We start from the raw sequence: 18467 nt of genomic DNA, 5'->3' as shown, positions 1-18467 counted from the left end.
CCGGAACGGCGCCCCTGCCGGGCCTGGGCTCCGCGCCTGCCCCCGGCCCCGCGGGACGAGGTCAGGGGGTCGGGGTGCGACCGTGGGCGGTGTAGTGGGTGGTGAGGGCCGCGGTGGCTTCGAGGGTGAGGGGTTCGTACGGGGATCCGGGGGTGGGGCGCCACCACACCGGGTCGGTCGTCAGGAAGGACGCCTGGCGGAGGGCCGCCCGGTGGATCTTGTTCGTCGCCGTGAGGGGAAGCTCGGCCATCACGCGCACGAAGCGCGGCGGCATCTTCGTGCCCAGGTCCGGCTGCGCGGCCAGGAAGGCCGCGAAGGCCGCGGGGTCGAAGGCCTCGCCCTCGCGCAGGGCGATCGCCGCCATCACCTGGTCGCCCGCGACCGGGTCCGGTATCGCGTACACGGCCACCCCCGCCGCCCGGTCCCACCGCGCGAGGATCCCCTCGATCATCGCCGCCGCGAGGTTCTCGCTGTCGACCCGCAGCCGGTCGTCCGTGCGTCCCGCGAAGTAGAGGAAGCCGGTCGCGTCGCGGTAGAAGAGGTCGCCCGTCCAGTACCAGCCGCCGCGCAGCCGCGCCGCCTCCGCCTCCGGGTTGCGCCAGTACCCCTCGAAGGGCGAGCGGCCCCGGTTGACCAGTTCGCCGACGGCCTCGGACGCGTTGAGGAGCCGGCCCTCGGGCGAGAAGCGGGCGGGTGCGCACTCCTTGCCGGTCTCCGGGTCGAGGACGGCCAGGTCGTCCGAGGGCGCGGCCCGCCCGATCGCGCCCGTCGGCGTGTCCGGGGTCCGCTGGATCGCCGCGCCGCCCTCGGAGGAGCCGTACCCCTCGACGAGCGGCACCCCGAACCGCTCCCGGAAGCGTGCCGCGTCCACCGCACCCGCCTCCGTGCCGAAGCCGAGGCGGAGGGAGTGCGCGCGGTCGTCGGGGCCGGGCGGGGTGGCGAGCAGGTACTGCACGGCCCGCCCCACGTAGGTGAAGTACGTCGCCCCGTACCGCCGTACGTCGGGGAGGAACCGGGAGGCCGAGAAACGGGCCCGGAGCGCCACGCCCGCCCCGGCGACCATCGCCGGCGCCCAGTCGGCGATCACCGCGTTGCCGTGGAACATCGGCATGCAGACGTAGTGGACGTCGTCGGGGCGGACCGAGAAGTGCGAGGCCAGGGAGGCACCGGCGGCGGCGAGACGGCCCTGGCTGCACAGGGCGGCCTTCGGCGCTCCCGTCGACCCCGAGGTGAAGGAGAGGAGGAAGCGGCTGTCGGGCCGTACGGGCCCGAGGCTCGCGTCGCCGGGGCGGGCGTCGGCGTACGGGGCGAGGAGCTCCTCGTACGCGGTGGTGTCCGTGACCAGGATCCGTACGCCGGGCAGGTCGAGGCCGTCGAGCAGCGGCAGGTGCGCGCGCTGGGTGACGACGATCCGGCAGGCCGTGTGCCGGATGTCCCGGGCGAGTTCGGCGCCGCGCCGGGTCGGGTTGATCCCGGCGACGGCGGCCCCGGCGAGGGCCGCCGCGCCCAGCCAGAGCGGGTACTCCGGCGTGTTGTCGAGCAGGATGCCGAGGTGCGGCTCGCGCCCCGGCAGGGGTGGCATCAGTTCCACCAGCAGCGCGGCCCGCGCGGCGGCGCCCGCGGCGACCTGGTGGTGGGTGAGGGTGTGGTGCTCGTCCCTCAGGCCGATCCGGTGGTCGCCCCACTGACGTCGTACGAGCTCCGCGACGGTGTCCGCGCTGCTGCTCCTCATGGGCCGGACTGTAACTGACGGCCCATCAGAACTGAACGCCCGGAATCGGCCGTCAGAACTTCACGTCCGAGCAGGCGTAGAACGCGTTCGCCGTGTCCGCGATCGTCCACACCGCCAGGATCAGGTGGCGGCCCGTCTTCCCCGCCGGGATCGTCCCGGAGTGCGAGAGCGTCGACGGCGGCTGCTGGTTGTTGTACGGGACCGTCAGGAACGGCTGCGGGTCGAGCGCGGCCCGCGTCAGCTTCTGCGTCGGGTCCCAGCCGTTCCTGGTGATGTAGTACTTGAAGTCCGTGGTGCGGTGCCGGGCCGTGAACTGCCAGCGGAAGCTGTAGCTCTGGCCCGAGACGAGGCTCGTCGCCGGCCAGGCGCCGCCCCGGGGGTCGTCGAGCTGGGCGAACTGCGAGAGCCCGGCCGAGCAGATCTTGCCGTCGGCGGGGCCGGCGGCCGGGAAGCCCTTGAGCCCCTCGACCGACTGCGGCTCCCACTGGATGGGGCCGCAGTTGGTCACGGTGCCGTTGGCGCAGAGCTTCTGTCGGCTGATCGGCGCGTCGGTGTAGCCGTGGCTGCCGGCGCTGCCGGTGGCGAGCAGGGAGGCGCCGGCGACGCCGAGCGCCACCACCGCCGCCCCGACGGTCGTTCTTTTGCGCATGCTGTCACTCCAGGAGAACGTGGGGAGTTCTGTGGGGTCGTGCCGCACGCGTGCGTGGTGATACGTGACTCTCTTTGGTCTGGACCAAGTACCAAGGTATGGACCTGACTTGAACATGTCCATCCCCTCGGCGCATGCCGGCGGGGATGACCCACCGGGCGCCGAGGGGATGGCCGGCCGAAGGCCGGGGAGGCGGCTCGCCGGATGCTCAGGCGCCCTCGTTCTGCGACGTCCTTCCCGTGTAGAACGCCACCGTCAGGTCCTTGACCAGCGCCTTGCGCTCGTAGTCGTCGAGCTCCACCAGACCACGACTGGTCAGCCGGTGGACCACGTCGTCCACCGCGTCCACGACCGACGTCAGCACGCTGTCCCGGTGCTTCGCGTCGATCGCCGCGATACGGCGCCGCTGCATCGCCGCGGCGACCTCGGGGGCGTACTCGATCCGGGTCGGCTGCGCCGAGAACACGTCGACGCCGACCGGCACGCAGTCCGCCGACAGCATCCGCGTCAGCGCCTCGCCGACCGCCTCCGCGTCCCGGAGCGTCGGGGCGTCCTCGTGGAAGGCGTCCGCCGGGAGCTGGGACAGCACCCGGGCCATCGCCGCCTCGACCTGCTCGCGCAGGTACTCCTCGTGGCCGTCGACGCCGAGCGCGGCGCGGACCGTGTCCCGGACCCGCCAGACGACCAGCACCACGACGTCGAGGGCCGTGCCCTTGGCGTCGACCGCCGGCAGCGGCTCGCTGCGCCAGTGCCGGAGCCGGACGTCGACGCGGCGGCGGAGCAGGAGCGGGCTCATCCACACCAGACCGGTCCTGCGGACCGTGCCCCGGTAGTCGCCGAACAGGGTCAGGACCCAGGCGTAGCCGACCCGGCCGCGGCCCAGGCCGCCCAGCGCGAAGAGCGTGACGACGACGCCGAGGGCGAGGACCGCCCACTCGCTGATCCGGATGCCGTCGTACGGCCGTGCCGGCAGCCGCAGCAACCTCGTGACCTCGGCCGGCACCACGCCGACCCACCACAGGACCGCCGCGCAGCCCGCCAGCGAGAACAGCGCGCCGACCACACCGACCCAGCCCGGCAGCACCTTGCCGGGCCGCTCGACGAGGCCCGGGTCGGCGGTGGGGGCGGGGCGCGCCTTGGAGGCGTGGGGGCGCTGCGGGTGGACGGTGGCCTGCGGCTTCGCCTGCGGGCCGGCCGGAGACTTCGCGCCCTTCCCCGTCTTCGCGGGAGCGGGGATGGCGGCCTTGTCGCCGCGCGGCGGGGCCTCGGTCGCCGCCATGGCCACGGTGTCGGGACCGCCGTCGTCCCCGGTGGCGTGGATCGCGCCGGTCGCGTCCGGCTCGTCACGGAAGAGCAGGTGGACGGGGATGGAGCCGGTGGTCTCGGAACCGATCACGTTCTTCCGCCGCCCGACGCGGACGACTCCGGCGACGGGCACGGCGAGCGAGCCGATCCTCGCGCCGGCGATCTGCCCGAAGTCGGGAACGTCGACCGGCTCCTTGACGACGGCGACCTTGCCGGTGGCGGTGGGACGCGGCGCCGGTGCGGCGGAGGCGCCACCCGCCACGGCAGCGGCGGCGTCCCCCTCGGGGACAAACCCGACGGTCCGCACCTCGGCACCCCGCTGGACGTCGGCCCGGTCCGGCTGGGCGGCGGCGACGGGACCCGGCTGGGCGGCCGAGACGGCACCCGGCTGGGCGGCGGTTACTGGACCCGTCGACGGAGACGCCGCCGACGGGAGGGCGGAAACCCGACCCGGCGGGGTGGCTGAGGTCGTACCCGGCGGGGTCGCGGAGCCCGTACCCGGTGCGTCCCGCCGGACCTCGGCGCCGGGCGCCGCGGCAGCGGTCCCGACCGCCTGGGCGGCGGGCACGGCACCCCCTGGCGTCGTCGCCGTCGCCGTCCGGGCCTCGCCGGACCGGCCCACCGGGGCAGCGGAGCCCGTACCCGCCGGAACGGACCCGTCCCGCCGAACCTCGGCGACCGCCCCGGTCGGGCGGTCGCCGGCGACGCCGTCGGCGACCCGCGCCGACGCGGGAACAGCCGTACCGGCGCCGGGCGCAGTCGCCCGTACCGCCTCGGCGGCAGGTACGACCGTGCGGACCTCGACGGGCCTGCTCGGCTGGACCGTTGCCGCCGTGGCCGCCGCCGGAGCGCCGACCTTGCGGACGTGGGCGGCCGGGTCCTCCAGGACGATGCCGCTCGGGCGCGCGGCCACCGGGTTCTGGGGTTGGGGTTGGGGGTCGGGCTGTGTCTGGTTCTGGGGCTGGGGTTGGGGCTGGGGCTGGGGACCAATGGGGGCGGCCGGAGGCGGGGGCGTGACCGGATCCGTACCCACGCCGGCGCCCACGCCGGCGCCCGTCACCTCACCCGTGCCCGCACCCGCACCCCTGCCCGCACCCGCACCCGCGTCCCCGCCCAATCCGCTCTCCGGCGTCTCGGGAACCTCCCGCGCCTCGGGCGCCTCGGGCGTCGGCGCGGGCGGAGGCGCCCCCTGGCCCGTGCCCTGGGGTGGGGACGTGCGCGGGAGGGTACCGTCCGTCAGACGTCTGGCCGTGCGGGCCGCGTCTCGCGAGGCCGCCGCGCCGGAGTCCGCGGGGTTCGGGTTCGATGCCGTCATTCAGGTCCACCTCATGCTCTCGGGGTCATCGGAACAAGCGCCGCCAGGTCTCCGGGCCCGGGTAGCCGTCGGCCGCTCCGCCGCTCCAGCCCTGGGCCCGCTGGAACGCCTCGACGTTGCGGCGGTCCGCTTCCGTCCACCGCGGACCGGGTCCCGACAGGTAGTGCTTGCCGAAGCCCCGCTTCACCAGTTGCTTGCCCAGCTTCTCCACATATGCGTTGGACTGGCCCGGACGGAAGGAGCCACGCCCGGGATACCCCGGCGTTTCCGCGCTGGGGCCGCCCGAACCACCCGAACCGCCGATGCTCCTGCCCTTGCCGGTGACGAGGAGCTTCCACGTCTCGGGGCCGGGCAGGCCGTCCGCTTCCTTGCCCTTCCAGCCCTGCGCCAGCTGGAACGCCTGGGTCGCGCGCCGGTCCGCCTCGCCCCACCTCGGACCGGGGCCCTGGCTGTAGTACTTCCGGCCGCCGCGCTCGACGAGCAGCTGACCGAGCTGGGTGACGTACTTGTTGTTGGCGCCGGGGCCGAACTTGTCGGCGCCGGGGTAGGCGGTGGACGGGGACGTCGGGTTCGTCGGGTTCGTCGGCTTGTCCGGGTTGGAGCCGCCGCCGGTCGTCCCGCTGACCACGCCCTTGTAGCGGTAGGCCACGTACCGGTCGGAGTTCTCCCAGTACGCCATGGGTGTCGCCTGCTTGCGGGTGCGCGGCCGCGTCTGCTCGTACGCGATGTACGAGGTGTGGGTGTAGTCGGTCCAGCCGCCGAACAGGGTGACGTGGGAGCCGCGCGTCGGGCTCGTGGGGTTGTGGAAGAGGAGGATGTCGCCGGGCTGGAGGTCCTCGCGGTCGATGCGGTCGGCGTAGCGGTCGAGGCTGCCGGTCCACTCGTTGCCGCGGAGGTTCCAGGCCATGGAGATGTAGCCGGAGCAGTCCTGGCGGTAGCCGTCGGACCAGTACTTGTCCATGGAGTACGGGACTTGGGCGGCCACCCACAGCTTGGCGCGGTTGATGATCTCGGCGCGGGTGGTCTTCCGCAGCGTGTCGGTCGCGGTCTGGGTGACCGGGGTCACGCCGGTGCCCGTGTTCGTGTTCGTGTTCGTCGTGGTCGCGGGTGGCTTCGGGGCCGAGGACGGGGGGCCCGGCGTGCCGTGCAGCGGGCCCCGGCCGCCCTGCGGGGTCTCGGGGCCCGGCCAGGGAGTGACGGGGCCGGCGGCGCGGTCGGCCGGGGCCGGGACCTGGAGGTCGGCCGTCGTCACGCGGGTGCCGTCGCCGACGCCGGGCGTCTCGTCGGTCGCCGGCGCCGGCGGGCCCGCCGGGCGGGACAGGGCCGAGGCCACTCCCGTGCCTCCCCCGCCCAGGACCACGCCCGCGGCCGTCACCAGGACCAGCGCGCGACGGGCGCCGTGCGCCGCCGGGTGGCCTCCCGCGCGGACGGGCAGCCCCAGGGCGAGATCACGGCGCTGCTGCGCGCAGCCCGGGCAGCCGCAGTCGGCCGCGGGCTCGAACTCCTCGAAGACCGGCACGCTCATGCGCTTCCCCTCCACACTCGTCAAGATCTTTTGACCCTGGTTTCGGGCGCCAGTGTCTCAACTGTCTGGACAAGTCGCATTTTGACGGATCGAAGGCCTCATACGACCATCCGACAGGCCGGGACCGACGGGTATTGGTCAGGAGCACACCTCCAGGTCGGGTAGAGTTATCTCTGTCAGCAGGCGCCGCTAGCTCAGTTGGTTAGAGCAGCTGACTCTTAATCAGCGGGTCCGGGGTTCGAGTCCCTGGCGGCGCACAGACAGACTGAAGCCCCTCACCATCGGTGAGGGGCTTCAGTCATGTACGCCTCAGGCCGCGCCCGTCAGGTACGCCGACACCACCACGTTCGCCGAGTACGTTCCCGCCGCGCGGTCGAAGGTGCCGCCGCAGGTGATCAGGCGGAGCTCGGCCCGGTGGGGGTGGTGCTGGCCGTAGGCCCGGGACGGGTCGAAGGCGGTGCGGGGCAGGACCTGGACGTCGTCGATCGTGAACTCGGCGACCGTGCCGTCCGTCCGGGTGACGCGGACCTTCTCGCCGGGGCGGGCCGCGCTCAGGCCGTAGAAGACGGCCGGGCGGGTCTCCGTGTCGACGTGGCCGACCAGGAGCGCGGCGCCGTCCGCGCCCGGCTGGGTGCCCGGACCGAACCAGCCGACCGTCTGGGGCATCTCGAAGGGCGGCGGGTCGATCGCGCCGTCCGCGTCCAGGCCCCGCGCCACGACCGGCGCGGCGATGCCGAGGGACGGGATCTCCACCCGCCGGGGTTCGGCGGCGCGGGTCAGCGGCGCGTGGGCCGGAGGCAGGGCCACCCCGAGGGGGCGGCCCACGGCGGCGATGTCGCCGTGGGTCGGCGCCGAGCTGCCGCCCGGGCCCTCGGTGGCCTCGCGGCCCCAGAGCCAGAGCCCGAGGAGCAGCAGCGCCCAGGCCACGCCGGTGACGAGTCGCCCGTGGCCCGACGTCGTCGCCACGTCAGCCCGAGCGGCGTCGGGCGCTGCGGAAGGCGACCGCGACGGCCGCGACGGCGGCCATGCCGAGGCCGAGCAGCGTGTAGGGCGTGCCGAGGCCGCTGTCGCTCGTCGTCTGGGCGACCCCGGGCGCGGCCGGGGCCGCGAAGGCCGCCGTGCCGCCGCCGCCGGCGCGGACCGGGGCGACCGGGACGGGTCGCCGGGTCGGCTCGTGCGTGGGCTGGTGGTGCCGGACCTGCACGGTGCCGACGTCCGGGTGGTCGTGGCCGTCGCAGGTCACGCTGACCTTGTACGTACCGTCTTCGAGTCCGGACTTGACCGTGGTGTCGCCGGCCAGCGGGTAGTCCCCGTCGCGGCCGGTGAGCTCCGCGTCGGCGACGAACGCCTGGGACTTCGCGGCACCGGTGGTGCCCTTGCAGCCCTTGACGCGGACGTCGACGTCGGCGCCGGGCGAGGCGGTGGACGGGGTGACGGCGACCTTCACCCCGTCGTGGGCGTACGCGCTACCGGCCGTGGGTGCCAGTACGAGTACCAGAGCCGCCCCCGCGACACGGAGAGCGATGGGACCTGAACGCATGGTGACCTCCTGGTACTGGCAGGGTCACCCGAATCCGCTCGCTTCGCATCCGCAGGGGCGGATCATGAGGCGTACCGACAGGTCAGACCCGGTCGACGATGTCCGCGATCGAGTCGACGATCTTCGACGGGCGGAACGGGAAGCGGTCGATCTCCGCCTGGCTGGTCAGGCCGGTGAGGACGAGGAAGGTCTGCATGCCCGCCTCCAGGCCCGCCAGGATGTCCGTGTCCATGCGGTCGCCGATCATCGCGCTCGACTCCGAGTGCGCGCCGATCGCGTTGAGGCCGGTCCGCATCATCAGCGGGTTGGGCTTGCCCGCGAAGTACGGCTCCTTGCCCGTCGCCTTGGTGATGAGCGCCGCCACCGAACCGGTCGCCGGGAGGGGGCCCTCCAGGGACGGTCCGGTCTCGTCGGGGTTGGTGCAGATGAAGCGGGCGCCCGCGTTGATCAGGCGGACGGCCTTCGTCATCGCCTCGAAGGAGTACGTCCGGGTCTCGCCGAGCACCACGTAGTCCGGGTCGTGGTCCGTCAGGACGTACCCGATGTCGTGGAGGGCGGTGGTCAGGCCGGCCTCGCCGATGACGTACGCGGTGCCGCCGGGGCGCTGGTCGTCGAGGAACTTCGCGGTCGCGAGGGCCGAGGTCCAGATGTTCTCGACGGGGACTTCGAGGCCCATGCGGGCGAGGCGCGCGTGCAGGTCGCGGGCGGTGTAGATCGAGTTGTTCGTGAGGACCAGGAACGGCTTCCCGGTCTCCCGCAGCTTCTTGATGAACGCGTCGGCGCCGGGGATCGGGACGCCCTCGTGGATGAGGACGCCGTCCATGTCGGTGAGCCAGGATTCGATCGGCTTGCGCTCTGCCATGGGTGCGGGACTCCTGCCGTACAGACGTGCGGTGTTCTGGGGGCGCCGCGACAGCGCTGTGGCGACGCCCCCAGGGTAGGCCCTGGCCGGATCAGGATGCGGTGACCTTTACCCCGTCGACGGTCCAGTACCAGTTGTTGGACCCGGTGTAGCGGAAGCGGAAGCTCACGGTGGAGGCGCCGGAGGGGACGGCGACCGTGAGGGACTGCGGCTGGGAGACGACGTCGGCGGTGTACGAGCGGACGACGGTCGGCGTGCCCCCGTTGAAGCTCGCGAGGACCTGGGCGGTCTGGGCGCCCTCCTGGCGGTAGAAGGTGGTGAAGTCGAGGGTCACCGCGGACGCCCCGGAGACGGCGTGTGCCGGGGTGACCAGCGTGGAGTCGTACGTCCCCGAGAAGGACTTGTCCGCCCACTCGTCGGAGTCGGCGACGGCGAAGACGCCCCGCGCGCGGACGTTGAGTTCGCGGGACTGGTCGCGCTGGGTGCGGGACCAGAACTCGTCGGTCGCGAACGACCAGCCGCGCCACTCGCTGACGCCGCCCGTGCCCATGGCGCTGTTGACGACCGACCAGCCGGAGGGCGCGGTGTGTGTGAAGCCGAGGACGCCGGCGGGGATGCCGGTCTCGTCGACGCGGCCGGACAGCGAGCCGTACAGCGCGTCGAAGGGGTCCGTCGAGCGCTGCTGGACCGGCTTGCCGTCGAGGCCCCAGGACGCGTCGGGGACGATGCCGAGCTGCTGGAAGACGGTCGCGGCGACGTCGACGAGCCGGGTGTCGATCGGGCGGGCGCCGGCGGCGATGCCGGGGCCCTGGGCGAGGACGAAGGTGCGGCGCTCCTCGATGCTGGAGCCGCCGTGGCCGCCGGCGTCGGTGTGGCCGTGGTCGGTGGCGACGATGACCGTCCAGCGCTCGGAGGCGTACGTGGGGCGGGCCTTGATCGCGGCGAGGAGGCGCCCGAGGTAGGCGTCCTGGACGTCGATGGCGTCGAGGTACTCGGCGGAGGCGGCACCGTGGTTGTGGCCGATCTCGTCGGTCTCGCCGAAGTACACGAAGAGGACGTCGGGGTTCTGGTTGCGGAGGATGTCCTCGGTCGCCTCGGTGATGACGAGGTCGTTGACCGCGTAGTTGTTGTTGTGGACGAGCTTGGCGTCGGCGCCGGGGGTGACGGTGCCGTGGGTGTCGAGCTCCGGCCAGTCGACGGCGGCGAAGAGCGACAGCTCGGGGCGGACCTGGTGGAGGCGGGCGAGGAAGCCGGGGTACCTGGCGTAGTTCTTGCCGGTGAAGGTGTTGTCCTTCACGCCGTGCTTGTCGGGCCAGACGCCGGTGGAGATCGTGGACCAGCCCGGGCCGGAGGAGGTCGCGGCCATCGGGTTGGCGTAGAGCAGCGAGCGGCCGTACGTGCCGTTCGCCATCAGGGACTTGAGGTGCGGGGCCTTGGCGGCGTCGATCCGGTCGTACCGCAGACCGTCCATGCCGACGACGAGCACCTTGTCCGCGCTGGTGCCGTTGGGGAGGGTGGGGGCGGCGGTGGCCGCGTGGGCGGGGGGGACGGTGGTGACGAGGGCCGTCGCGGCGGTGGCACCCGCGGCGGCGAGCAGGGTGCGTCGGGGGATGCCGGGGACCGTCGGCATGTCGGAGCCTCTCTTTCCCTTGCGTGGGATCAGTTGCCGGTCGCGGACTTCCAGGCGTCCACGTACGTCGTCAGGTTCTTGTCGATGTCCGCCCAGTCCGGCTGGAACACCTCGACCCCTTCCATGAGCCGCGCGAGGGCGATCGCGTTCGCGTCCGTCGGCTTGACGTCCTTGCGGGCCGGGAAGCCGCCGCCGATGGCGCTGACCTCGCGCTGCGCCTTCTCGCTCAGCAGGTAGTCGAGGAGCTTCTTGCCGTTCTCGCCGTGCGGGGCCTTGTCGACCAGCCCGGCCGCGTACGGCAGGGCGAAGGTCGTGGGCTTCCCCGCGCCCTTCGCGGGGAACCAGATGCCGAGGTTCGGCATGGAGCGGGCCTGGGCGTAGTTCATCTGGACGTCGCCGTTGGCGACGAGCAGCTCGCCCTTGTCGACCTTCGGGGCGAGCTTCGAGGTCGAGGAGGACGGGCCGACGTTGTTGGCCTGGAGCTTCTTCAGGTAGGCGAGGGCCGTCTCCTGCCCGCCGAAGTCGTGCATCGCCTTGATGAGGACGGCGGTGCCGTCGCCCGCGACGCCGGGGGTCGAGTACTGGATCCGGTTCTTGTACGTCGCGTCGAGCAGCTCCTCCCAGCTCTTGGGGGCGGAGGGGAGCTCCTTCTTGTTGTGGACGAACCCGAAGTAGTTGTTGACGACCGAGGTCCACTTGCCGTCGGACGCCTTGTCGCCGCCGGCGACCTGGTCGGCGCCCCGGGGCGCGTACGCCTGGAGGAGTCCCTTGGAGTCGGCCTGCTGGATGAACGGCGGCAGCGTGACGAGCACGTCGGCCTGGGTGTTGGTCTTCTCGCGCAGCGCGCGCTGCACCATCTCGCCGGAGCCGCCCTCGACGTACTCGACCTTGATGCCGGTCTCCTTCTCGAAGTCGGCGAAGACCGTGTCGTACCAGCCGTCGCCCTTCTCGCCCTTGAGGCCGTCGGCGCTGTAGACGGTGACGACCTTCTCGTCGGAGGCGGCGGACGCGCCGCCGCAGGCGGTGAGGGTGGCGGCGAGGACGAGCGCGCCGGTGACGGCGGCGACCGGCTTGGCGTACGTAAGCATGGCGTTGTTCTCTCCAGACGGGTGAGGGACGGACGAGGGACGGGCGAGGGACGGATCAGCGGTAGGACGCTTTGGTGCGGACGCGGGAGACGGCGAGCAGGGCGAGCAGGGTCGCCGTCATGAGGACCACGGCGAGCGCCGAGCCGGTGAAGAGCGAACCCCGGTCGGTAGCCGTGAAGATGAGGACCGGCAGGGGCAGCCAGTCCGGCGGGTAGAGCATCATCGTGGCGCTCAGCTCGCCCATGGAGAGGGCGAAGCAGAGCCCGGCCGCCGCCGTGAGGGACGGCAGCAGGAGCGGGAGTTTCACCCGGAGCAGGACGTACGCGGGGCGGGCGCCGAGTCCGGCCGCCGCCTGCTCGTACATCGGGTCGAGGCGCCGGATCGCGGCCGAGACCGACTGGTGGGCGAAGGCGGTGACGAGGACGGTGTGGGCGAGGATGACGATCCAGCGCGTGCCGTTGAGGAGGACCGGCGGCTGCGAGAAGGCGACGAGGACGGCGAGGCCGACGACCACGGACGGGACGGCGACGGGCAGCATGAACAGCGCGTCGACGGTCCGCCTGAGGGCCCGGTTGCCGCGTCCGCCCGCCCGGGCGAGGGCGTCCCCGGCGAGCGCCGCCCAGGTGCCGACAGTCAGGGCGACGAGGCTCGCGGTGACGGCCGTGACCAGGCTGGTGGTGAGGGCCTGCAGGGATTCCCCGCGGACGGCCGCCGTGTAGTGGGCGGTGGTGGGTCCGGAGGGGAAGGCGCCCGACCAGTGGGTGGCGAAGGACGCGGCGACGATGACGAGCAGGGGCAGGGCGAAGAGCGGGACGAAGAGGACCGCGAACAGCGTCCACGCCGTCCACCTGCCCGTACGGCTATGCACCAGCACGGCGGCTGACCCCCCGGTAGAGGACGTAGAGGCCCACGGAGAGCACCACGTTGACGACGGCGACGACGCAGGCGGCGGCGTAGTCGGATTCGAGGATCGCCTTGCCGTAGACGAGCATCGGGAGCGTCGTGACGCCCTTGGCGCCGGTGAAGAGGACGATCCCGAACTCGTTGAGGCAGAGGACGAGGACGAGGCTGCCGCCGGCGGCGAGCGCGGGCAGCGCCTCGGGGAGGATCACCTGCCGGACGATCCGCAGGGGCCGGGCGCCGAGCGAGGACGCCACCTCCAGCTGGGCGGTCTCCATCTGGGAGAAGGCCGCGAGGAGCGGGCGCATCACGAAGGGCGTGAAGTAGGTGATCTCGGCGAGGAGGACGCCCCAGGGGGTGGTCAGGAACCGGAAGGGGCCGCTCGTCGGGTCGCCGCCGGTGAGGTCCGTCCAGACGCCGTTGGCCATGCCCACCGTCCCGTAGACGAAGAGGAGGGCGAGCGTGACGAGGAAGGAGGGGAAGGAGAGGAAGACGTCGACGAACTTCGCCACCGCCTTCCCGCCGGGGAACGGCACGAACGCGATGACGAGCGCGAGGACGAAGCCGAGGACGAGACAGCCGGCGGTGGCGGCGACGGCGATCCAGACGGTGGTGAACAGCGCGTCGCGGAAGGAGGCGGAGGCGAGGACCCGGGTGTACGCGCCGGGGGCCAGGGACTCCTGGACGACGAGGGCCAGCGGGTAGAGGAAGACCAGTGCGAGGACGGCGACCGGGGGCAGCGCCCAGAGCCAGACCGTCGACCGCCCGCGCGCGGCGGGCGCGGCGGGGCGGGCGGGCGCGGCCGCCGGTGCCGGGCGTTCCTGGACGAGGCCGGCGGTCCCGCTACTCACCGTTCACCCCCGCGGCGAGCAGCACCGCGTCCTCGGGCGCGAAGTGCAGCGTGACCCGCGTGCCGAGCGGCGGGGTCTCCCGCAGCTCCCGCACGTCGGCCTTGACGCGGTGGCCGTCGACGTCGACGTACAGGCGGTGGGTGGAGCCCCTCCACTGGACCTCGGTGACGCGGCCCCGGAGGGCGTTCGGTCCCTCGCCGAGGCCGACGAGGTGGGGCCGTACGCAGAGGGTCGCGGCGGAGCCGGGCGCGACGCCCGTCGTGGGGAGGGCGAGCGCGGTGTCCCCGAGGGTCACGCCGTGGGTGTCGACCTTCACCGGGAGGAGATTGGCGTTGCCGACGAACGAGGCCGTGAACTCCGTACGGGGGCGGCGGTAGAGGTCCTGCGGGGTGCCGCAGTCCTGGAGCCGGGCCTTGTCCATGACGGCGATCCGGTCGGCGAGGGTGAGGGCCTCGACCTGGTCGTGGGTGACGTACAGGATGGAGACGTCCGGCAACTCCCGGTGGAGTCGGGCGAGTTCGGCGAGCATGCCGGATCGGAGCTGGGCGTCGAGGGCGGAGAGCGGCTCGTCGAGGAGGAGGACGTCCGGGCGGATCGCGAGGGCGCGGGCGATGGCGACGCGCTGCTGCTGGCCGCCGGAGAGCTCGCGGGGGTAGCGGCGGGCGTACGCGGTCATGCCCGTCATCTCCAGGGCCTCGGCGACCCGGGCGGGGATCTCCGTCTTGGGGGTCCTGGGCTCCTTGCGGGCCTTGAGGCCGAAGGCCACGTTGGCGTCGACGCGCAGGTGCGGGAAGAGGGCGTACTGCTGGACGACCATGCCGATGCCCCGCTTGTACGGCGGGAGGCCGGTGACGTCCCGGCCGCCGATGTACACGCGGCCGGAGGAGGGGGTGACGAATCCGGCGACGGCCCGCAGCGCGGTCGTCTTGCCGGAGCCGGAGGGTCCGAGGAGGGCCATGACCTCGCCGGGTTCGACGGTGAGGTCGAGGCGGTCGAGGACGGTCGTGCCGCCGTACGCGACGGAGACGCCGTCGAAGCGGATGCCGCTGCTCATGCCTCCGACTCCCCTATCAGGGACGGAAGTCCGGCGACCGAGGCGAGGACGTGGGTGGCGCCGTGCCTCCGGAGGGCCGGTTCGTCGTGGGCGCCGGTGAGGACGCCCGCGACGATCCCGGCGCCCGCGCGGGAGCCGCTGAGCATGTCGTACGAGGTGTCGCCCGCGACCACGATCCGGCGGACGTCGTCCACGGCTGCGGTCCGGAGGAGGGCCGCGAGCACCATGTCCGGGTAGGGGCGGCCCCGGCCGCCGGCGTCCGCCGGGCAGAGGGTCGGTCCGACGAGGTCGCGCCAGCCGAGGGCGTCGAGGATGGCGTCCTGGGTGACGCGGGCGAAGCCGGTGGTGAGGACGACCGTGCGGCCCTGCTCGCGGAGGGTGGCGATCGCCTCGGCCGCGCCGGGGACCGGCGCGATCCGGCCGCCGGCGACCAGCTCCCCGTACGCCTCCTCGAAGGCGAGGTTGGCCTGTCGGGCGCGGGTCTCGTCGCCGCCGAAGAGGTGGCGGAAGACGGTGATCTTGGACTCGCCCATGGTGGCGCGGACGTAGTCGATCATCGTGGCCGGGTCCTCGCCGAGGCGCTCGGCGGCGGCGGTGAAGGCCTGTTCGACGAGGCCGCCGTCGGCGACGGTGGTGCCGGCCATGTCGAGGACGACGAGGTCGTGCTTCTTGTTCTTCTCGGTCATCGGTGTCACCAGCCCAGTTCGTTCGCGGTCGTCTCGGCGATGGCGGGCGAGCAGGTCATGCCGCGCCCGCCGGGCCCGGTCACCAGCCACACGCCGTCGTCGACCCGCTGCCGGTGCACGACCCGGCGGGTGTCGACGCACTGCGCGTACACCCCGGCCCAGCGGCGCCGGATCTTCGGCAGGGGGCGGCCGAGGAAGGACTCGACGACGCGGGTGAGGTGCTCGTAGGGGTCTTCGAGGGTGTCGAAGGCGAAGGGGTGCTCGTACTCGTGGGTGTCGCCGATCGTCAGCCCGCCGTCGAGCCGCTGGACCATGAGCAGCTGCATCTTGTGGGCGGCGGCGGTCGGGTCCTGCGGCTGCCCGGCGTTGAGGGCGTCGAGGGCCGGGGACGCGTACGCCGGGTAGTAGCGGAAGGAGTCGGCGTCGGCGACGGAGGTGGTGAGGGCCTCGCCGAGCGGTTCGGTCTGCATCATCTGGAGCCGGACGCGGCGGACCGGGATCTCTCCGGCGATCTCGCGGACGAGGCCGGAGAGCCAGGCGCCGGTGCACAGGACGACGGCGTCGCCGGTGTGGGTCTCGCCGCGGTCGTCGCGGACGCCGGGCCCGCCGGCGGCGGTGCCTCCGACGACGTCCCGGACCTCGCGGCCGGGGAGGAAGGTGTAGCGGCCGGTGGCCAGGAGGGCTTCGCGGAGGGCGAGTTGGGCGAGGCGCGGCTCGACGGCGGCGTCCCGCTCGCACCAGAGGGCGGCCTCGAAGTCGCCCCGCAGGGCAGGGTTGACCGCGCGGGCCTCGTCGGCCGTGAGCAGCTCGTAGCCGCGGGCGGCGGCGTCGGGGCGGGCCAGGGCGGCCTCGGCGACGGCGCGTTCGAGGTCGTTCCGGACCGGTGTGAGGGAGCCGATGGCCCGGAAGCCGAGGCCGGGGACGCGGGCGCCGATGCCCTCCCACAGCTCGCGGGCGCGCAGGGCGGTGTCGAGCTCCTCTCCCCCGGCGCGGCCGCTGACCCAGATCTGGCCGAAGTTGCGGAGGGAGGCTCCGCGCGCCTCGGTCTCGCGCTCGATGTGTACGACCTCGTGGCCGCGGTCCACTGCGTGCCAGGCGTGCATGGTTCCCACCACGCCGGCTCCTACGACGATCACCTTCATGGCCGAAACGGTCGTGGCGGTGGGTGGCTTGGGCGGATCGGGCGGGCGACGGGATGATGAACGGCCCACCAAGCTTGGACCAGACCCGTTACCTTCTTGTGACATGAAGACCCCGGCGTCGGACCCTCCCGCATGTCAGACCTGGCGGCCCAGGTGGACGGTGAAACTGAACCGGTCGCCCCGGTAGAGGGTCCTCACCCGCTCCAGGGGCAGCCCGGCCGTGTCCCGCGAGACGCGGTGGAGCAGCAGCATCGGGAGGGCCGGCGGGGTGCCGATCAGGAGGGCCTCGCGCGGGGTCGCGAGGACGGTCTCGATGCGCTCGTCGGCGTCGCCGAAGCCCACGCCGAGGCGGTCGCGGAGGTAGGCGTAGAAGGAGGAGTCCGGGTCGAACTCGACGTCGAGGCGCGGGGCCCGGGCCTCGGAGACGTACGTGCTCTCCAGGCCGACCCGTTCGTCGTCGGCGAGCAGCACCCGCTCCATGTGCCAGACGGGCTCGCCGACCCGGGCCCCGATCTCGGGCGCGAGGGCCTCGGGGCAGGGGAAGCGGTCGAGGGAGATGAGGCTGCGGCCCGGGCGACGGCCCTGGCGGCGGACGCCCTCGGTGTAACTGGCCAACGACAGGGGCTGTTCGAGCTTGGGGCCCGCGACGACCGTGCCCCGGCCCCGGCGGCGCAGCCGCCCCTCCAGGAGGAGTTCGCGCAGCGCCTGCCGGAGGGTCTCGCGGGACACCTCGTACCGCACGGCGAGGTCGCGCTCGGTGGGCAGCGGCTCCCCCTCCCCCAACTCGTCGACGAGGAGGGAGAGACGGGACTTCACCGCGTAGTACTTGGGGACCCGGCCGTGCTCGGGGACACCGGAGCGGACGGGGCCACCGGGGCGGGTGGGGTGGTTCACGGAGTTCACCGCCGGATCGTCCCAGACGGGGATGAACGGGAAGGTGTACGGGGCATGGCCCTCAGGTGCCGCTCACAGGGGCCGGGTGCCGGCGGTACGTCTCCGGTGGCGGCGGGCGGTCCGGACGAGCCCCGCGCCGACGAGGATCAGGGCGGTGGAGAAGGGGGCGAGGGCCAGGGCCGCGTCCTCGCCCGACTCCGCTCCGGTGTGGGCGAGTTCGGGCCGGTCGGCGGCGGCTCCGGGCCCGCGCGGCCGCTCCTTTCCGGGAGGGGCGGCGGGGTCGCGGGGGCCCGCGGGAGCGGTCGTGGCGCCAGGCTCCTCGGACGTACCGGATCCGCCGTCCTCCTCGGCGGGGCCGACGGTCAGGCGGTAGCCGCCGGTCGCGCCGGAATCCCCGATCCAGTCGCCGTCGGCGCCGCGGCGCTGGACCGCCGCCGCCGTCACGACGACCTCGTCGGGGTCGGCGTCGGCGCGGAAGCCGAGGCGCACGGGGACGGTGAGGGTGCGGCCGGGGAGGACGGTGAACCCGCCGAAGCCGCCGGACTCGGTGAACGCGCCGACGTTCTCGGCCTCCTGGGTCGCCTCGAAGGCGACCGGGCGCCAGCGGGACGCCCCGCCGTCGTAGAACTCCAGGCGGATCTGGTCGGGCCGGAGCTCGGCCGCCCGGTCCTGGTCGGCGAGGACGAGGACGGGGTGGACGCCGACGCAGGAGGCGTCGGTGGTGTTGGTGAGGTCGAGCGTCAGGTCCTGGAGGGCCCCGCCGGCGGGGTACGTGCCGCCGTCCGGGCCGCCGTGGATCCGGATGCCGAGGGGGAACTCGGCGGCGGTGCCGCCGGAGCCCGAGCCGCCGCCGGCACAGGTGCCGGCGGGCGGGTCGGGGGCGGGGGCGGAGAGCCCGGCGGGGGTGGCGGACGCCGACGCGGCGGCCGGGGTGTCGGCGGGCGCGTCGGGCTCCACCGCGGCGGGGGCGGAGGCGCCGGACGCCGTCGCCGCGCGGGCGGGAGCGGCGGGGGTGGCGGCGACCGTGACGGTGGAGACGGCGGCGGCCGCCGCGGCCATCGCCACGACCCTGGCCGCGGTCCGCGTCGCCGTCCTCGCGGCCACCCGGGCCACGCGCGCGACCCGCGCCACGCGCGCCGCTCTGGCCGCGCGCGCCGCCCGCGACGTTCTGGCCGCCTTGGTCCCCTTCGCGGCGGGGGCGGTCACCCGGGTGGACCGGGCGGAGGTCTTGCGCTGACGCAGGGGGGCGGGGGCCATGGCGTGGCTGCCTTTGGTGGTCGCGGGCGTAGGGGGT

The 18467-nt window shown here is 73.8% G+C and carries 16 protein-coding genes and 1 tRNA gene; 1 reads left to right on the top strand and 16 read right to left on the bottom strand.

The genetic code is table 11. The features are described from left to right. Positions 1-61: 61 nt before the first annotated feature. The 4 genes from AB0G79_RS06315 to AB0G79_RS06300 all read right to left on the bottom strand — a co-directional run bounded on the left by AB0G79_RS06315 (position 62) and on the right by AB0G79_RS06300 (position 6526). Positions 62-1732, bottom strand: a complete 1671-nt coding sequence (locus AB0G79_RS06315; protein WP_360800962.1) for an AMP-binding protein — start codon at positions 1730-1732, stop codon at positions 62-64. 52 nt (positions 1733-1784) lie between these two features. Further along, positions 1785-2381: a lytic polysaccharide monooxygenase gene (locus tag AB0G79_RS06310; protein WP_360800959.1), complete on the bottom strand. Its 597-nt coding sequence runs from the start codon at positions 2379-2381 to the stop codon at positions 1785-1787. A 208-nt stretch (positions 2382-2589) separates the two neighbouring features. Next, the gene (locus AB0G79_RS06305; protein WP_360800956.1) at positions 2590-4599 is read right to left on the bottom strand and encodes an SPFH domain-containing protein; all 2010 of its coding nucleotides are present in this window, start codon (positions 4597-4599) and stop codon (positions 2590-2592) included. Between the two features lie 427 nt (positions 4600-5026). Continuing rightward, positions 5027-6526, bottom strand: coding sequence for a peptidoglycan-binding protein (locus AB0G79_RS06300; RefSeq protein WP_360800953.1), 1500 nt, complete (start codon positions 6524-6526; stop codon positions 5027-5029). Between the two features lie 183 nt (positions 6527-6709). Between AB0G79_RS06300 and AB0G79_RS06295 the strand changes: the two genes are divergently transcribed. Further along, positions 6710-6783, top strand: a tRNA-Lys gene (locus AB0G79_RS06295). A 52-nt stretch (positions 6784-6835) separates the two neighbouring features. Here the strand turns inward: AB0G79_RS06295 and AB0G79_RS06290 are convergent. The 12 genes from AB0G79_RS06290 to AB0G79_RS06235 form a co-directional block, all read right to left on the bottom strand. Further along, positions 6836-7492, bottom strand: coding sequence for a class F sortase (locus AB0G79_RS06290; protein WP_360800950.1), 657 nt, complete (start codon positions 7490-7492; stop codon positions 6836-6838). A gap of 1 nt (position 7493) precedes the next feature. Beyond that, positions 7494-8066 (bottom strand): hypothetical protein, encoded by a 573-nt coding sequence (locus AB0G79_RS06285; protein WP_360800947.1) that lies wholly within the window; start codon positions 8064-8066, stop codon positions 7494-7496. A gap of 82 nt (positions 8067-8148) precedes the next feature. Further along, positions 8149-8928: an HAD-IIA family hydrolase gene (locus tag AB0G79_RS06280; protein WP_055643299.1), complete on the bottom strand. Its 780-nt coding sequence runs from the start codon at positions 8926-8928 to the stop codon at positions 8149-8151. Between the two features lie 91 nt (positions 8929-9019). Then, a complete protein-coding gene (locus AB0G79_RS06275; protein ID WP_360800944.1) occupies positions 9020-10558 on the bottom strand; it encodes an alkaline phosphatase family protein in 1539 nt (512 codons plus the stop codon). Between the two features lie 29 nt (positions 10559-10587). After that, entirely contained in the window at positions 10588-11646 is a 1059-nt protein-coding gene (locus tag AB0G79_RS06270) for a 2-aminoethylphosphonate ABC transporter substrate-binding protein (RefSeq protein WP_360800941.1), read from the bottom strand. Positions 11647-11701: 55 nt separating this feature from the next. Then, a complete protein-coding gene (locus tag AB0G79_RS06265) occupies positions 11702-12520 on the bottom strand; it encodes an ABC transporter permease subunit (protein WP_360800939.1) in 819 nt (272 codons plus the stop codon). After that, a complete protein-coding gene (locus tag AB0G79_RS06260) occupies positions 12507-13397 on the bottom strand; it encodes a 2-aminoethylphosphonate ABC transporter permease subunit (protein ID WP_360800936.1) in 891 nt (296 codons plus the stop codon). Before AB0G79_RS06260 ends, AB0G79_RS06265 begins: the two co-directional genes overlap by 14 nt. Continuing rightward, positions 13390-14451: an ABC transporter ATP-binding protein gene (locus tag AB0G79_RS06255; RefSeq protein WP_360800933.1), complete on the bottom strand. Its 1062-nt coding sequence runs from the start codon at positions 14449-14451 to the stop codon at positions 13390-13392. Before AB0G79_RS06255 ends, AB0G79_RS06260 begins: the two co-directional genes overlap by 8 nt. Then, entirely contained in the window at positions 14448-15137 is a 690-nt protein-coding gene (locus tag AB0G79_RS06250) for a phosphonatase-like hydrolase (RefSeq protein ID WP_360800930.1), read from the bottom strand. The genes AB0G79_RS06255 and AB0G79_RS06250 overlap by 4 nt, the downstream gene beginning before the upstream one ends. Positions 15138-15142: 5 nt before the next feature. Then, entirely contained in the window at positions 15143-16279 is a 1137-nt protein-coding gene (locus AB0G79_RS06245; RefSeq protein ID WP_360800927.1) for a TIGR03364 family FAD-dependent oxidoreductase, read from the bottom strand. A 135-nt stretch (positions 16280-16414) separates the two neighbouring features. Further along, complete coding sequence (locus tag AB0G79_RS06240; protein ID WP_360801833.1) at positions 16415-17173, bottom strand: GntR family transcriptional regulator; 759 nt, start codon at positions 17171-17173, stop codon at positions 16415-16417. A gap of 72 nt (positions 17174-17245) precedes the next feature. Continuing rightward, the gene (locus AB0G79_RS06235) at positions 17246-18430 is read right to left on the bottom strand and encodes a hypothetical protein (protein ID WP_360800924.1); all 1185 of its coding nucleotides are present in this window, start codon (positions 18428-18430) and stop codon (positions 17246-17248) included. Positions 18431-18467 lie beyond the last annotated feature (37 nt).

Source organism: Streptomyces sp. NPDC020807, from assembly GCF_040641575.1.
Classification (GTDB): domain Bacteria; phylum Actinomycetota; class Actinomycetes; order Streptomycetales; family Streptomycetaceae; genus Streptomyces.
This window is presented reverse-complemented; position numbering and strand designations above follow the sequence as displayed.

Bases quoted from the DNA above. Each gene is read 5' to 3' on its own strand.
- AB0G79_RS06250 (WP_360800930.1), bottom strand. From the start codon at position 15,137: ATGACCGAGAAGAACAAGAAGCACGACCTCGTCGTCCTCGACATGGCC.
- AB0G79_RS06315 (WP_360800962.1), bottom strand. From the start codon at position 1,732: ATGAGGAGCAGCAGCGCGGACACCGTCGCGGAGCTCGTACGACGTCAG.
- AB0G79_RS06270 (WP_360800941.1), bottom strand. From the start codon at position 11,646: ATGCTTACGTACGCCAAGCCGGTCGCCGCCGTCACCGGCGCGCTCGTC.
- AB0G79_RS06255 (WP_360800933.1), bottom strand. From the start codon at position 14,451: ATGAGCAGCGGCATCCGCTTCGACGGCGTCTCCGTCGCGTACGGCGGC.
- AB0G79_RS06300 (WP_360800953.1), bottom strand. From the start codon at position 6,526: ATGAGCGTGCCGGTCTTCGAGGAGTTCGAGCCCGCGGCCGACTGCGGC.
- AB0G79_RS06275 (WP_360800944.1), bottom strand. From the start codon at position 10,558: ATGCCGACGGTCCCCGGCATCCCCCGACGCACCCTGCTCGCCGCCGCG.
- AB0G79_RS06235 (WP_360800924.1), bottom strand. From the start codon at position 18,430: ATGGCCCCCGCCCCCCTGCGTCAGCGCAAGACCTCCGCCCGGTCCACC.
- AB0G79_RS06285 (WP_360800947.1), bottom strand. From the start codon at position 8,066: ATGCGTTCAGGTCCCATCGCTCTCCGTGTCGCGGGGGCGGCTCTGGTA.
- AB0G79_RS06245 (WP_360800927.1), bottom strand. From the start codon at position 16,279: ATGAAGGTGATCGTCGTAGGAGCCGGCGTGGTGGGAACCATGCACGCC.
- AB0G79_RS06310 (WP_360800959.1), bottom strand. From the start codon at position 2,381: ATGCGCAAAAGAACGACCGTCGGGGCGGCGGTGGTGGCGCTCGGCGTC.
- AB0G79_RS06280 (WP_055643299.1), bottom strand. From the start codon at position 8,928: ATGGCAGAGCGCAAGCCGATCGAATCCTGGCTCACCGACATGGACGGC.